This window comes from Lelliottia sp. RD5, assembly GCF_056032945.1.
The window spans coordinates 43,189-56,626 of record NZ_JBVYHQ010000003.1; the positions used below are offsets into that span (position 1 = coordinate 43,189).

16 protein-coding genes are annotated in these 13,438 nt (G+C 55.0%); 13 read left to right on the top strand and 3 right to left on the bottom strand.

Translation table 11 applies throughout. The features are described 5' to 3' along the window. Positions 1–82: 82 nt before the first annotated feature. The gene (locus AC0LWE_RS11215) at positions 83–721 is read left to right on the top strand and encodes a DUF1007 family protein (RefSeq protein ID WP_202667384.1); all 639 of its coding nucleotides are present in this window, start codon (positions 83–85) and stop codon (positions 719–721) included. Further along, on the top strand, positions 712–1,692 hold the full coding sequence (locus tag AC0LWE_RS11220) for a nickel/cobalt transporter (RefSeq protein ID WP_219347493.1): 981 nt from the start codon (positions 712–714) through the stop codon (positions 1,690–1,692). Before AC0LWE_RS11215 ends, AC0LWE_RS11220 begins: the two co-directional genes overlap by 10 nt. A gap of 61 nt (positions 1,693–1,753) precedes the next feature. On the opposite strand, the gene suhB is transcribed toward AC0LWE_RS11220, so the two are convergent. Next, positions 1,754–2,560: an inositol-1-monophosphatase gene (gene suhB / locus AC0LWE_RS11225; protein ID WP_096759540.1), complete on the bottom strand. Its 807-nt coding sequence runs from the start codon at positions 2,558–2,560 to the stop codon at positions 1,754–1,756. Positions 2,561–2,696: 136 nt separating this feature from the next. On the opposite strand from suhB, the gene trmJ reads away from it, so the two are divergent. From trmJ to sseB, 11 genes are all read left to right on the top strand, one after another. Beyond that, positions 2,697–3,431 carry a tRNA (cytosine(32)/uridine(32)-2'-O)-methyltransferase TrmJ gene (trmJ, locus tag AC0LWE_RS11230; RefSeq protein WP_015960024.1) on the top strand — a complete coding sequence of 245 codons (735 nt, stop codon included), beginning with the start codon at positions 2,697–2,699 and terminating at the stop codon, positions 3,429–3,431. A gap of 149 nt (positions 3,432–3,580) precedes the next feature. Continuing rightward, a complete protein-coding gene (gene iscR, locus AC0LWE_RS11235) occupies positions 3,581–4,072 on the top strand; it encodes a Fe-S cluster assembly transcriptional regulator IscR (RefSeq protein ID WP_059179455.1) in 492 nt (163 codons plus the stop codon). A gap of 244 nt (positions 4,073–4,316) precedes the next feature. Further along, positions 4,317–5,531, top strand: coding sequence for an IscS subfamily cysteine desulfurase (locus tag AC0LWE_RS11240; RefSeq protein ID WP_015960022.1), 1,215 nt, complete (start codon positions 4,317–4,319; stop codon positions 5,529–5,531). Positions 5,532–5,554: 23 nt separating this feature from the next. Continuing rightward, on the top strand, positions 5,555–5,941 hold the full coding sequence (iscU, locus tag AC0LWE_RS11245; RefSeq protein WP_005120408.1) for a Fe-S cluster assembly scaffold IscU: 387 nt from the start codon (positions 5,555–5,557) through the stop codon (positions 5,939–5,941). Between the two features lie 16 nt (positions 5,942–5,957). Then, complete coding sequence (gene iscA / locus AC0LWE_RS11250) at positions 5,958–6,281, top strand: iron-sulfur cluster assembly protein IscA (RefSeq protein ID WP_015960021.1); 324 nt, start codon at positions 5,958–5,960, stop codon at positions 6,279–6,281. 197 nt (positions 6,282–6,478) lie between these two features. Beyond that, a complete protein-coding gene (hscB, locus tag AC0LWE_RS11255; protein WP_202667386.1) occupies positions 6,479–6,994 on the top strand; it encodes a co-chaperone HscB in 516 nt (171 codons plus the stop codon). 14 nt (positions 6,995–7,008) lie between these two features. Next, positions 7,009–8,859 carry a Fe-S protein assembly chaperone HscA gene (gene hscA, locus AC0LWE_RS11260; protein ID WP_219347494.1) on the top strand — a complete coding sequence of 617 codons (1,851 nt, stop codon included), beginning with the start codon at positions 7,009–7,011 and terminating at the stop codon, positions 8,857–8,859. A gap of 1 nt (position 8,860) precedes the next feature. Then, the gene (gene fdx, locus AC0LWE_RS11265) at positions 8,861–9,196 is read left to right on the top strand and encodes an ISC system 2Fe-2S type ferredoxin (RefSeq protein ID WP_015960018.1); all 336 of its coding nucleotides are present in this window, start codon (positions 8,861–8,863) and stop codon (positions 9,194–9,196) included. Between the two features lie 11 nt (positions 9,197–9,207). Then, complete coding sequence (gene iscX, locus AC0LWE_RS11270; protein ID WP_015960017.1) at positions 9,208–9,408, top strand: Fe-S cluster assembly protein IscX; 201 nt, start codon at positions 9,208–9,210, stop codon at positions 9,406–9,408. A 187-nt stretch (positions 9,409–9,595) separates the two neighbouring features. Then, complete coding sequence (gene pepB / locus AC0LWE_RS11275) at positions 9,596–10,882, top strand: aminopeptidase PepB (protein ID WP_131488326.1); 1,287 nt, start codon at positions 9,596–9,598, stop codon at positions 10,880–10,882. A 108-nt stretch (positions 10,883–10,990) separates the two neighbouring features. Next, positions 10,991–11,767 carry an enhanced serine sensitivity protein SseB gene (sseB, locus tag AC0LWE_RS11280; protein WP_059179451.1) on the top strand — a complete coding sequence of 259 codons (777 nt, stop codon included), beginning with the start codon at positions 10,991–10,993 and terminating at the stop codon, positions 11,765–11,767. 18 nt (positions 11,768–11,785) lie between these two features. Here sseB and AC0LWE_RS11285 read toward each other — a convergent pair whose 3' ends face one another. Together AC0LWE_RS11285 and sseA are read right to left on the bottom strand one after the other, a co-directional pair. Continuing rightward, the gene (locus tag AC0LWE_RS11285) at positions 11,786–12,556 is read right to left on the bottom strand and encodes a MurR/RpiR family transcriptional regulator (RefSeq protein ID WP_474265452.1); all 771 of its coding nucleotides are present in this window, start codon (positions 12,554–12,556) and stop codon (positions 11,786–11,788) included. Continuing rightward, positions 12,556–13,401: a 3-mercaptopyruvate sulfurtransferase gene (gene sseA / locus AC0LWE_RS11290; protein ID WP_219347495.1), complete on the bottom strand. Its 846-nt coding sequence runs from the start codon at positions 13,399–13,401 to the stop codon at positions 12,556–12,558. Before sseA ends, AC0LWE_RS11285 begins: the two co-directional genes overlap by 1 nt. Between the last annotated feature and the right edge of the window lie 37 nt (positions 13,402–13,438).

Here is a 13,438-nt window from a genome sequence, read left to right on the forward strand (position 1 = left end):
GATGTGCGCTGGAAAGCGCGGCGGCAGCTCTTTCCGTCAGGAATGCGGGAGAACATCACAGAATTTTTGACGTGAGGAAACGATGCAAATAGTTAAACAAAGCGCCGGCGCGCTATTTTTGGCGGTTTTATCTTTCGCTGCCGCTGCGCATCCTCACAGTTTTATCAGCATGAAAACGGAACTGGTGGCGGATGACGCGCAGATTAGCGGCTTGAAAATGCGCTGGACGATGGATGAAATCACCTCCGCCGATCTGCTCTATGATGCGGGCGATGCCAAACCGGGCGATGAAATCTGGAAAAAACTGGCGGCGGAAGTGATGGCAAATGTCCTCGGTCAGCACTATTTCACCGAATTCTGGCATAACGGGCAAAAGGTAAAGTTCCTGAATCGCCCTACAACATACGGCATGGCGCGTGACGGTCATCAGGCGGTTTTAACCTTTATTCTGCCTCTGGCACAACCGCAGCCGCTGACCGGACAGAAATACACGTTCGCCACGTTCGATCCGAGTTATTACGTCGATATGAGTTACGCCGAAGACCGTGACGTCACTTTGCCTGCGGCGCTACAAAAACGCTGTAGCATCGCCGTACATACGCCTAAGCCCAGCGACGAAACGCTCAATTTTGCGATCGCGCTGGATAAAGACGATGCGCCGCCGGAGGACATGGAACTGGGCAAACAGTTCGCGCAGCAGGTGACCGTACAATGTCAGTAATTTCAGCGTCGATGAGGACAACGCGTCGTTGGCTACACCTGTGGCCGCTGGCGCTGTTTTTGATCATTGCGGGGATTGCCGCGCTGTGGTTCTGGCAGGCGTGGCCGCAGGTGATGATGAAAAGCATCCTCTGGCAAAGAGAGGTTAACCAGCAGATGAGCGGCTTGCTGAAAGCCGTTGCGGAGAATCCGTCAAAGGCGGGAGGCTCGCTGTTGATTTTCAGCTTTCTCTACGGCGTGCTTCACGCCTTAGGACCGGGGCATGGCAAAATTGTCATTACCACCTGGCTTGCGACACATCCTTCGAAGCTGAAATCCAGTATCGGTTTAACGCTCGCGTCGTCTTTATTGCAAGGCTGTGTGGCGATTGGTCTGGTGGTCGTGGTGCTCACGCTGCTGCAACTCCCCGCTCGTCAGCTGCATATGAGCAGCTTTTGGCTGGAGAAGGGCAGCTATGCGCTGGTAGGCTTACTGGGCGTGATGCTCTGCTGGCGGGCGATCAAAAAGTTAAGTGCGCTGCTGCGCAAGCCGAAATTCAAAGCCTTTACCCCGCATCATGTTCATGACGAACGCTGCGGGTGCGGCCATCAGCATTTACCGACGCAGGAACAGCTCCATAGCGGTGATGACTGGCGCGCGCGGCTGATGATTATTTTGTCCATGGGAATGCGACCCTGTTCCGGAGCGATCATGGTTTTGCTGTTCAGTAAGGTGATTGGCGTATTTGGCTGGGGAGTGGTGTCCGCCCTGGCAATGGCGGCTGGAACGTCGTTGACGATTACGTCGCTGGCGCTGCTGGTGCACAGCTTCCGTCAACTGGCCGTCAGGCTGAGCGGTAATAAAGCCCCGGTTCTGTGGCGACAAGTAGGGTGGACGACATTAGCATTAGCGGGCGGCGTGATTCTGCTGGTGGCGGCGGTGACAATGTGGTTCAGCGCGGTGCCAGTAGGGCGAGGGTTACGACCGTTTTAACAGGGTGCGCCTGATGCCCTCACCCTAACCCTCTCCCACAGGGAGAGGGAACCGAAAGGAATTAACGCTTCAGCGCATCACTCAGTTCGTCACGCATGCTCGCCAGCATCGCTTTCACTACGCGTGGGTTACCCGCAACGATGTTACCGCTCATCAGGTGGTTGTGACCGCCTGTGAAGTCACACACCAGTGCGCCTGCTTCACGTGCAATCAGTTCACCCGCAGCAAAGTCCCATGGCTTCAGTGCGATTTCGAAATAGCCATCAACGCGGCCAGCGGCGACGTAGGCCAGATCCAGTGCAGCAGAGCCTGAACGACGGAAGTCCGCACATTCGGTGAACAGCTTGCCGAGGATTTTCATATACGTGGTGGCGTGCTGTTTGGCTTTGAATGGGAAGCCGGTCGCCAGAATGGTGCCATCCAGATCGCGAGAGTTGGTCCCACGCAGACGATAACCGTTCAGCTGTGCGCCTTGACCGCGCGTTGCGGTGAACAGTTCGTTACGCATTGGATCGTAAACAACAGCGACTTCAGTACGGCCTTTGATGCGTACTGCGATAGAAACAGAGAAGTGTGGAAGGCGTTTGACGAAGTTGGTGGTGCCATCCAGTGGATCGATAATCCATTGAACATCCTGATCTTCGCCTTCATTCTCACCGCTTTCTTCGGCGATGATGGTGTGCTGCGGGTAAGATTTGCGAATGGTTTCGATAATAATCGCTTCTGCGGCTTTATCGACGTTAGTCACAAAGTCATTGCTGCCTTTCTGGCTGGTTTCTACAGAATCGGGAGTTTCGTAGTGTTTGGCAATTACATTACCCGCCTTGCGCGCTGCGCGCACGGCGATGGTCAACATAGGATGTTGCATCGGTTACTCTCACTGGATGTTAAAGAACAGGGAAACGAAAACGGCGCAGAGTATAGCAGCGAGTTCGGATCATGTCTCTCGTTTATGATAATATGCCGGAATATTCTTCAGACAATGACCTCAGACAACTAAAACTATGCTGCAAAATATTCGAATCGTGCTGGTTGAAACATCGCATACCGGCAATATGGGCTCTGTTGCCCGTGCAATGAAAACAATGGGTTTAACCAATCTGTGGCTGGTGAATCCACTGGTGAAGCCAGACTCTCAGGCAATCGCGCTGGCTGCGGGTGCCAGTGACGTCATCGGCAACGCGCAAATCGTAGACACGCTCGACGAAGCGCTGGCGGGTTGCAGCCTTGTGGTTGGCACCAGCGCGCGCTCGCGCACGCTGCCGTGGCCGATGCTGGATCCACGCGAATGCGGTCTGAAAAGTACTGCAGAAGCCGAACATGCGCCGGTGGCGCTGGTGTTTGGCCGTGAACGCGTTGGCTTGACTAACGACGAGCTGCAAAAGTGCCATTACCACGTGGCGATTGCGGCCAACCCTGAATACAGCTCACTGAATCTGGCGATGGCGGTACAGGTTATTGCTTACGAAGTGCGCATGGCCTGGCTGGCCGCGCAGGAAAAAGGCGAGACCGCTGAACCCGAAGAAACGCCGTATCCGCTGGTGGATGATCTTGAGCGTTTTTACGGCCATCTGGAGCAAACGCTGCTCACGACCGGCTTTATCCGCGCCTCTCATCCAGGTCAGGTCATGAATAAGCTGCGCCGTCTGTTTACCCGTGCCCGTCCAGAAACCCAGGAATTGAACATTCTGCGCGGCATGTTGGCGTCAATTATTGAGCAAAAAAACAAAGAATCCTAAACGGCACAGAAGGTTAAATACCTGACTAAAACAGTCAAGTAAATAGTTGACCAATTTAGTCGGGAATGTCAGACTTGCCCCTGCTATGCAATACCCCCATTTTACAATAAAAAACCCCGGGCAGGGGCGAGTTTGAGGTTAAGTAAGACATGAGACTGACATCTAAAGGGCGTTATGCCGTGACCGCGATGCTGGACGTTGCGCTCAACTCCGAAACGGGCCCGGTTCCGTTGGCAGATATTTCAGAACGTCAGGGAATTTCCCTGTCTTATCTGGAGCAGCTTTTCTCCAGACTGCGTAAAAATGGATTGGTTTCCAGCGTTCGTGGCCCAGGCGGCGGATATCTGCTGGGTAAAGACGCGGGCAGTATTGCAGTTGGCGAAGTGATCAGCGCTGTTGACGAGTCTGTCGATGCGACGCGTTGCCAGGGCAAAGGCGGTTGTCAGGGCGGCGATAAGTGCCTGACCCACGCGCTGTGGCGCGATCTGAGTGACCGTCTGACCGGCTTCCTGAATAACATTACCCTGGGCGAGCTGGTGAATAACCAGGAAGTTCTGGATGTTTCTGGTCGTCAGCAGAGCCATGAAACGCAACGCAGTACCCGCGCGCAAGACGCTATCGACGTTAAGTTACGCGCATAATTTACCTGTCCTGTTTCTGGGCGCAGCTGTGTTGGCCGCGCGTGTTCACCCCAGCCACTTACGCATGTAAGCTCCTGGGATTCACAAGCTTGCCGCCTTGCTGCACCGCAAAACAGTTTGGGTAAAAAATTATAAAAGAGATTTTAGAATCAGGCCGGGGCATCCGTGCCCCGTTAACTCGGTCGTACATCCAGCCGGTTGCCTGATTCCTTGCATTGAAGCGATGTACGGAGTTTATAGAGCAATGAAATTACCGATCTATCTCGACTACTCCGCAACCACGCCGGTGGACCCGCGTGTTGCCGAGAAAATGATGCAGTGTCTGACCCTGGACGGAAACTTTGGTAACCCAGCTTCCCGTTCTCACCGTTTTGGCTGGCATGCTGAAGAGGCGGTTGATATCGCCCGTAATCAGATTGCTGAGCTGGTGGGTGCCGATCCGCGTGAAATTGTTTTCACCTCCGGTGCAACCGAATCCGATAACCTGGCAATAAAAGGTGCAGCCAACTTCTATCAGAAGAAAGGCAAGCACATTATTACCAGCAAAACCGAACACAAAGCCGTGCTCGATACCTGTCGCCAGCTGGAGCGTGAAGGGTTTGACGTCACCTACCTTGCGCCAAAAAGCAACGGTATCATCGACCTCAAAGAGCTCGAAGCGGCAATGCGTGATGACACCATTTTGGTTTCCATCATGCACGTTAACAACGAAATCGGCGTGGTTCAGGATATCGCGACTATCGGCGAAATGTGCCGTGCGCGCGGCATCATCTATCACGTTGACGCCACCCAGAGCGTGGGCAAACTGCCTATCGACCTGAGCCAGCTGAAAGTGGATCTGATGTCCTTCACCGGCCACAAGATTTATGGCCCGAAAGGTATCGGCGCACTGTACGTTCGTCGTAAACCCCGTATCCGCATCGAAGCACAGATGCACGGCGGCGGTCACGAGCGCGGCATGCGTTCAGGGACTCTGCCTGTTCACCAGATCGTGGGGATGGGCGAAGCCTACCGTATCGCGAAAGAAGAGATGGAAACCGAGATGGCGCGCCTGCGCACTCTGCGTAACCGTCTGTGGGACGGCGTGAAGGACATGGAAGAAGTGTACCTGAACGGCGATCTCGAGCAGGGTGTTCCAAACATTCTCAACGTCAGCTTCAACTATGTTGAAGGCGAATCGCTGATTATGGCGCTGAAAGACCTGGCCGTCTCTTCTGGTTCTGCCTGTACGTCTGCAAGCCTTGAGCCATCCTACGTGCTGCGCGCACTGGGCATGACCGATGAGCTGGCACACAGTTCTATCCGTTTCTCTTTAGGTCGTTTCACTACCGAAGAAGAGATTGACTACACCATCAAGCTCGTTCGCAACTCCATTGGCCGTCTGCGCGACCTTTCTCCACTGTGGGAAATGTTCAAACAAGGCGTGGATATCAACAGCATCGAATGGTCACATCACTAATCGGTAGGTAAGGAGATTCAATCATGGCATACAGCGAAAAAGTTATTGATCATTACGAGAACCCACGCAACGTTGGCTCTTTCGACAACAGCGACGAGAGCGTAGGCAGCGGCATGGTTGGCGCACCAGCGTGTGGCGACGTGATGAAGTTGCAGATCAAAGTCAACAATGAAGGTATCATTGAAGACGCACGTTTCAAGACTTACGGTTGCGGCTCTGCAATCGCGTCCAGCTCCCTCGTAACCGAGTGGGTGAAGGGCAAGTCTCTGGACGAAGCACAGGCAATTAAAAATACCGATATTGCTGACGAACTCGAACTGCCACCCGTGAAAATTCACTGTTCAATCCTGGCAGAAGACGCGATTAAAGCCGCTATTGCGGACTACAAAAGCAAACGTGAAGCAAAATAAGAGTTGAGGTTTAAGTATGTCGATTACCCTTAGCGACAGCGCTGCCGCGCGAGTAAGCTCCTTCCTGGAGAACCGTGGTAAAGGCTATGGCCTGCGACTGGGCGTACGTACCTCCGGCTGTTCCGGTATGGCTTATGTACTGGAATTTGTGGACGAACCGGCGACGGATGACACCGTGTTTGAAGACAAAGGCGTGAAGGTAGTGATCGATGGCAAGAGCTTGCAATTCCTCGACGGCACTCAGCTGGACTTCGTTAAAGAAGGCCTGAACGAAGGGTTTAAATTCACCAACCCGAACGTAAAAGATGAGTGCGGTTGCGGCGAAAGCTTCCACGTATAGTCGCGATCCGCTGTTATACCGAGTCATTCGTGTTGCAGAAAGGCGGCAAGCGAGTGAACCCCAGAAGCTTACTTGAGTAAGTGACTGGGGTGAACAAGTGAAGACAACGCATTTGCAACGTGAAGGAAGAAGGTATAACCCCACGCGCAGCGCTCCTGCAGTGGGGTTTGTTTTAACAGGCTAACCCTGAGATTGTTATGGATTATTTCACCCTCTTTGGGTTGCCCGCCCAGTACTCGATTGATCTTCCCGCGCTGACGATCCGTTTTCAGGATTTGCAACGTCAATTCCATCCGGATAAATTCGCCAGCGGTACCCCGGCGGAGCAACTGGCGGCTGTATCACAGTCTGCAACCATCAATCAGGCGTGGCAAACTCTGCGTAACCCGTTGGCTCGCGCGGAGTATCTGCTTTCCCTGCACGGTTTTGATCTGACGAGCGAACAGTACACGGTACGTGACACCGCGTTCCTGATGGAACAGCTGGAGCTGCGTGAAGAGCTGGATGAAATCGGCCAGGCGAAAGACGAAGCGCGTCTGGAAAGCTTCATCAAGCGGGTGAAGGGAATGTTCGATTCCCGTCATCAGCAGATGGTTGAACAACTGAATCACGAGACGTGGGACGTGGCGGCCGACTCTGTACGCAAGCTGCGTTTTCTCGATAAACTACGAAGCAGCGCAGAACAACTCGAAGAAAAACTGCTCGATTTTTAATTTCGGAAGCGATTATGGCCTTATTACAAATTAGTGAGCCTGGCTTAAGCGCCGCACCACACCAGCGTCGTCTGGCGGTGGGCATTGACTTAGGCACCACCAATTCCCTCGTGGCGACCGTTCGTAGCGGCCAGGCTGAAACGCTGGCCGACGCCGAAGGGCGTCATCTGCTGCCGTCCGTCGTCTACTACCAGCAGCAGGGCCACTCGGTGGGATATGACGCGCGCACTAACGCGGCGAAAGATCCTGCCAACACCATCAGCTCCGTTAAACGCATGATGGGCCGCTCGCTGGCGGATATTCAACAACGCTATCCACATCTGCCGTATCAACTCCAGGCGAGTGAAAACGGCCTGCCGATGATCGCCACCGATGCGGGACTGCTGAATCCGATTCGCGTCTCCGCCGATATCCTGAAAGCCCTGGCCGCGCGCGCGACCGCGACGCTTGAAGGCGATCTCGATGGCGTCGTGATCACCGTACCCGCGTATTTTGATGATGCACAGCGTCAGGGCACCAAAGACGCCGCGCGTCTGGCGGGCCTGCACGTATTGCGTCTGCTGAATGAACCGACGGCTGCGGCGATCGCCTACGGTCTGGATTCCGGTCAGGAAGGCGTCATTGCCGTGTACGATCTCGGCGGCGGGACGTTTGATATTTCCATTCTGCGCTTGAGCCGTGGCGTGTTTGAAGTACTGGCGACAGGCGGTGATTCCGCGCTGGGTGGCGATGACTTCGACCATCTGCTGGCAGATTACATTCGCGAGCATTCGGGTATCGCCGACCGTAGCGATGTCCGCGTACAGCGTGAACTGCTGGATGCCGCCATTGACGCGAAAATCGCGCTCAGCGATGCCCAGGCTGTCACCGTGAATGTGGCGGGCTGGCAGGGTGAAATCACCCGCGATCAGTTCAATGAACTGATTGCCCCACTGGTTAAACGCACGCTGTTGGCGTGTCGTCGTGCGCTGAAAGATGCAAATGTCGACGCCAGCGAAGTGCTCGAAGTGGTCATGGTTGGCGGCTCGACCCGCGTGCCGCTGGTGCGCGAGCGCGTGGGTGAATTCTTCGGCCGCATGCCGCTGACGTCTATCGACCCGGATAAAGTCGTGGCAATTGGCGCGGCTATCCAGGCTGATATTCTGGTCGGTAACAAGCCGGACAGCGAAATGCTGTTACTGGACGTCATCCCGCTTTCCCTCGGTTTAGAAACCATGGGTGGCCTGGTCGAGAAAGTGATCCCGCGTAACACCACCATTCCGGTGGCGCGCGCGCAGGAATTTACCACCTTCAAAGACGGTCAAACTGCGATGTCGATCCACGTGATGCAGGGCGAACGCGAGCTGGTTCAGGATTGCCGTTCGCTGGCGCGTTTTGCGCTGCGGGGTATTCCGGCATTACCTGCGGGTGGGGCGCATATTCGCGTCACTTTCCAGGTCGATGCTGACGGTTTGCTGAACGTCACGGCGATGGAAAAATCGACCGGTGTCGAATCGTCTATCCAGGTAAAACCGTCTTACGGTCTGACGGATAGCGAAATCGCCTCCATGATTCAGGATTCAATGAGCTATGCCGAACAGGATGTGAAAGCGCGCATGCTGGCAGAACAAAAAGTGGAAGCCGCACGCGTACTGGAAAGTCTTGAAGGCGCACTCACTGCAGATGCCGCGCTGCTCAGCGCCGCAGAGCGTCAGGTGATTGATGAAGCAACGGCCCATTTACGGATCGTTGCTGAAGAAAATGACGCTGACGCAATAGAACAAGCGATTAAAAACGTTGATAAAGAAACCCAGGACTTCGCCGCTCGCCGCATGGATAAATCTGTCCGTGTTGCGCTGAAAGGCCAGTCCGTGGACGAGGTTTAATATGCCAAAGATTGTTTTTTTGCCTCATGCGGACCTGTGTCCGGATGGCGTAGTTCTGGAAGCTGAGACCGGCGAAACCATCCTCGATGTTGCCCTGCGCAACGGTATCGAGGTGGAACACGCCTGTGAAAAATCCTGTGCCTGTACGACCTGCCACTGCGTGGTTCGTGAAGGTTTTGACTCCCTTGCGGAAAGCACGGAAGACGAAGATGACATGCTGGATAAGGCATGGGGTCTGGAGCCCGATAGCCGTTTGAGCTGTCAGGCGCGCGTCACCGATGAAGACCTGGTGGTCGAATTCCCTCGTTACACGATTAACCATGCCCGCGAGCATTAACAGAGGTTAGTATGGGACTGAAGTGGACTGATAGCCGCGAAATCGGCGAGGCGTTGTACGATGCCAACCCCGATCTCGATCCGAAGACCGTGCGATTCACCGATATGCATCAGTGGATCTGCGATCTGGAAGATTTTGATGACGATCCCAGCGCATCCAGTGAAAAAATTCTGGAGGCAATTCTGTTAGTCTGGTTAGATGAAGCAGAATAATTCCCACGTCATGCTTCACGTTGCCGATGCGTTGGCTGCGCTTGTTCACCCCGGTCACAGAGTTATCTCTGCTCCCGGAGATTCACTCGCTTCCCGCCTTCCTGCAACGCGAATCATTTAGTGGAAAGAGACTCTATGGGCTGCCTTCTGGCGGCCCGTTTGCTAGTTGCTAATAAGGATAAATAAAATGACCGAAGCGATGAAGATTACGCTCTCGAATCAGCCTGCTGATGCACGCTGGGGCGAAAAAGCCACCTACAGCATCAACAACGATGGCATCATCCTGCACCTGAATGGCAGCGACGATTTGGGCTTGATCCAGCGCGCTGCTCGCAAAATTGACGGCCTGGGTATTAAGCACGTCACGCTGGCCGGTGAAGGTTGGGATACGGATCGCAGCTGGGCATTCTGGGCGGGTTACAAAGGCCCGAAAGGCACGCGTAAAATCGAGTGGGCAAACCTCGACGAAGCTGGTCAGAAAGAGCTGGAAAGCCGTCTGATGATCATCGACTGGGTGCGCGACACCATTAACGCACCGGCGGAAGAGTTAGGTCCGGAACAGCTGGCGCAGCGCGCAGTGGATCTGCTGTGCAAAGCGGCAGGCGACAAAATGTCTTACCGCATCACCAAAGGCGAAGATCTGCGCGAGCAAAACTACATGGGTCTGCATACGGTCGGCCGTGGTTCTGAGCGTCCGCCCGTCCTGCTGGCGCTGGACTACAACCCGACGGGCGACAAACAAGCGCCGGTATACGCTTGTCTGGTCGGTAAAGGCATTACCTTCGATACCGGCGGCTACAGCCTGAAGCAGAGCGCGTTCATGGACTCGATGAAGTCCGATATGGGCGGCGCGGCGACCATTACCGGTGCGCTGGCTTTTGCTATCACCCGTGGTCTGAACAAGCGCGTGAAGCTGTACCTGTGCTGTGCGGACAACATGGTGAGCGGTAACGCTTTCAAACTGGGCGATATCATTCGTTATCGTAACGGTAAAAACGTCGAAGTGATGAACACCGACGCCGAAGGCCGTCTGGTCCTGGCGGATGGCCTGATTGATGCGTCTGCGCAGAAACCAGAGCTGATCATTGATATGGCCACGCTGACCGGTGCGGCGAAAACCGCGCTAGGCAACGATTATCATGCGCTGTTCACCTTTGACGACAAACTGGCGAGCCGTCTGATGGCGAGCGCGGCGGCTGAGAACGAACCGTTCTGGCGTCTGCCGCTGGCGGAATTCCACCGCAGCCAGTTGCCGTCTAACTTTGCCGAGCTGAACAATACCGCGAGCGCGGCGTATCCAGCGGGGGCAAGCACTGCGGCCGGTTTCCTGTCCCATTTCGTGGAGAACTACCACGAAGGCTGGTTGCACATCGACTGTTCCGCAACCTACCGTAAAGCGGGCGTTGAGCAATGGTCCGCGGGCGCAACTGGTTTGGGCGTACGCACCGTGGCGAATCTGCTGACGGCTGAGTAATGACTGCCCCTCACCCGAATCCTCTTCCAACGTGAGAGGCGTTTTTGCGCTTTCTCCCGTGAGGAAGAAAGTCAGGGTGAGGGGGTAAATGCGATATCTGGAAAGTTTATGTCCGATACCAAAAACGAATTAGAAACTCTGCTGGAGCAAGCGGCGACTGAGCCAGCCCATCGCCCGGCATTTTTCCGCACTCTGCTGGAATCCACGGTGTGGGTGCCTGGAACGGCGGCGGAAGGCGAGCAGGTTGTTGAAGACAGCGCGCTGGACCTGCTGCACTGGGAAAAGGACGACGGCACCTCGGTGATCCCGTTCTTTACCTCGCTCGAAACGTTGCAGGAAGCGGTGGAAGACGAGCAGGCGTTCGTCGTTATGCCGGTGCGTACGCTCTTTGAAATGACGCTTGGCGAAACGCTGTTCCTCAATGCCAAGCTGCCGACGGGTAAAGAGTTCACTCCGCGTGAAATCAGCCATCTGATTGGCGAAGAGGGCAATCCGCTGAGCACGCAAGAAGTGCTGGAAGGCGGCGAGACGCTGTTGCTGTCTGAAGTAGCAGAACCTCCGGCGCAGATGATTGATTCTCTCACCACGCTGTTCAAAACCATCAAGCCGGTCAAACGCGCGTTCCTGTGCTCTATCAAAGAGAGTGCCGACGAACAGCCGATTCTGCTGATCGGCATTGAAGCGGACGGCGACATTGAAGACATTATTCAGGCGGCGGGAAGTGTGGCTACTGACACCTTGCCGGGCGATGAGCCGATTGATATTTGTCGGGTTGTGAAAGGTGAAAAGGGCATCAGCCACTTTATAACTGAACACATCACGCCGTTTTACGAGCGTCGCTGGGGCGGATTCCTGCGCGATCTTAAAACCAACCGCATTCTCTAAAGTGGTCGGGGTGAGCACTCACCCCGTCGCTTCCAGCAGCAAAAAATCCATCAGCAAAACCAGATTTGATTCAAACGACGTCACGCCTGCGGCTTCGGCAGCGTAATGCACAGCCTCGTCATACAGCGCGAAATGCACATCCGCCATTCCCGCCAGGGTATTCGCCGACGCGCGCGTAAAGGCGACCACCGTCATGCCGACATTTTTCGCAATCCGCGCTTTATCCAGCACCTGTTCCGTTTCACCGCTGCGGGAAACGGCGATAAACACCTGATAGCGCGCCGCGTTGCTCAAAAAGATATTTCGGCTATCGCCGGGCCCGGAGATAAACGCCGTTTTTCCTAACACCTGTAGCTTTTTTGTCAGGTATTCAGCAAACAAATATGAAAAGCCCGCGCCGTAGAGAAAGAAGCTCTCTTTCTCGCGCAATAGCGCCGCAAACTGCTGTCGTCTCTCCTGCGTGGCCCACTGAAACGTCAGCTGATAGTTGGCGATAAATTGATTAAACAAGGCAGGGAGTTGGGGCAAATCCTGAGCCTGCGACGCAATATGCGGCGTATCGGAAAGCAGCTGTTTACAGTGCCAGATAAACTCGCTGAAACCGCTAAACCCCAGCTTTTGGCACAGCCGCATGATGGTCGCGGTCGAGACAAATGTCGCCTGCGCCAGTTCGCGTACGGTGATATTGCCCACCAGCAACGGGTGTTCTGTCAGATGCGCTAAAACGCGATACTCCGCGCGGGTCAAGGATTCACCGCGCGTCAGCAGCGTTGCCAGGCGATTATCCATTACGGCGTAGGTTCAATTGGCAGGTCGTCGCGCGCACCCCATTCGCTCCAGGCACCGTCGTAGAGCGTGACGTCGGAAATACCCAATGTCGCCAGTGCCAGAATCACCACGCATGCCGTCACGCCGGAACCACAGCTGGCAATAATGGGCTGATGAAGATCCACCCCCTGACGTTCAAAAATTTCGACCAGTTCATCGGTGGTTTTCAGCTCACCTTCAAAGACTAAATCGCCCCACGGCACGTTGAGCGCGCCGGGAATATGTCCGCGCTTCAAGCCTGGACGCGGTTCGTCAGCGTGCGCGTTAAACCGCGGAGCCGGACGGGCATCGACAATTTGCGCTGTTTTTTCGTGGCTGACCAACAACACATCGGTGAGGCGTTTCACCAGGGCTGCGTCTAACGAGGCGTCAAAATCCCCCTCTGGCAACGCAACATCACCCTGCTGCAAGGGCAATTCATCACGCTTCCAGCCCGCGAGACCGCCCGCCAGAATAGACACGTTATCAGCACCAAAGGCTTTCAGCATCCACCACGCACGCGGGGCGGAGAACAGATTCCCTTCGTCGTACACGACCAGATGTTTTTCGCGATTCACGCCCAGCTCGCGCATGGCCACGGCAAAGGCTTCCGGGCGCGGCAGCATATGGGGAAGTGGGGAAGTGTGATCGGACAGAGCTTCAATATCAAAAAAGACCGCGCCCGGCAGATGTCCGGCGCGGTATTCAGCCGTGAGGTCGCGGTGCTCCTGACCGGGAGGCGCCATACGGGCGTCAATAATTTGTACTTCCGGATCGTCGCTATGCTCAATCAGCCAGTCGGCTGCAACAAAATATGAGGTGGACATGGTTGCCTCCATTTTCGCCACTTGACCGTTCTACTCA

Excerpts from the sequence above, each read along its gene's own strand:
- AC0LWE_RS11215 (WP_202667384.1), top strand. The coding sequence starts at position 83 with ATGCAAATAGTTAAACAAAGCGCCGGCGCGCTATTTTTGGCGGTTTTA.
- AC0LWE_RS11220 (WP_219347493.1), top strand. The coding sequence starts at position 712 with ATGTCAGTAATTTCAGCGTCGATGAGGACAACGCGTCGTTGGCTACAC.
- suhB (WP_096759540.1), bottom strand. The coding sequence starts at position 2,560 with ATGCAACATCCTATGTTGACCATCGCCGTGCGCGCAGCGCGCAAGGCG.
- trmJ (WP_015960024.1), top strand. The coding sequence starts at position 2,697 with ATGCTGCAAAATATTCGAATCGTGCTGGTTGAAACATCGCATACCGGC.
- iscR (WP_059179455.1), top strand. The coding sequence starts at position 3,581 with ATGAGACTGACATCTAAAGGGCGTTATGCCGTGACCGCGATGCTGGAC.
- AC0LWE_RS11240 (WP_015960022.1), top strand. The coding sequence starts at position 4,317 with ATGAAATTACCGATCTATCTCGACTACTCCGCAACCACGCCGGTGGAC.
- iscU (WP_005120408.1), top strand. The coding sequence starts at position 5,555 with ATGGCATACAGCGAAAAAGTTATTGATCATTACGAGAACCCACGCAAC.
- iscA (WP_015960021.1), top strand. The coding sequence starts at position 5,958 with ATGTCGATTACCCTTAGCGACAGCGCTGCCGCGCGAGTAAGCTCCTTC.
- hscB (WP_202667386.1), top strand. The coding sequence starts at position 6,479 with ATGGATTATTTCACCCTCTTTGGGTTGCCCGCCCAGTACTCGATTGAT.
- hscA (WP_219347494.1), top strand. The coding sequence starts at position 7,009 with ATGGCCTTATTACAAATTAGTGAGCCTGGCTTAAGCGCCGCACCACAC.
- fdx (WP_015960018.1), top strand. The coding sequence starts at position 8,861 with ATGCCAAAGATTGTTTTTTTGCCTCATGCGGACCTGTGTCCGGATGGC.
- iscX (WP_015960017.1), top strand. The coding sequence starts at position 9,208 with ATGGGACTGAAGTGGACTGATAGCCGCGAAATCGGCGAGGCGTTGTAC.
- pepB (WP_131488326.1), top strand. The coding sequence starts at position 9,596 with ATGACCGAAGCGATGAAGATTACGCTCTCGAATCAGCCTGCTGATGCA.
- sseB (WP_059179451.1), top strand. The coding sequence starts at position 10,991 with ATGTCCGATACCAAAAACGAATTAGAAACTCTGCTGGAGCAAGCGGCG.
- AC0LWE_RS11285 (WP_474265452.1), bottom strand. The coding sequence starts at position 12,556 with ATGGATAATCGCCTGGCAACGCTGCTGACGCGCGGTGAATCCTTGACC.
- sseA (WP_219347495.1), bottom strand. The coding sequence starts at position 13,401 with ATGTCCACCTCATATTTTGTTGCAGCCGACTGGCTGATTGAGCATAGC.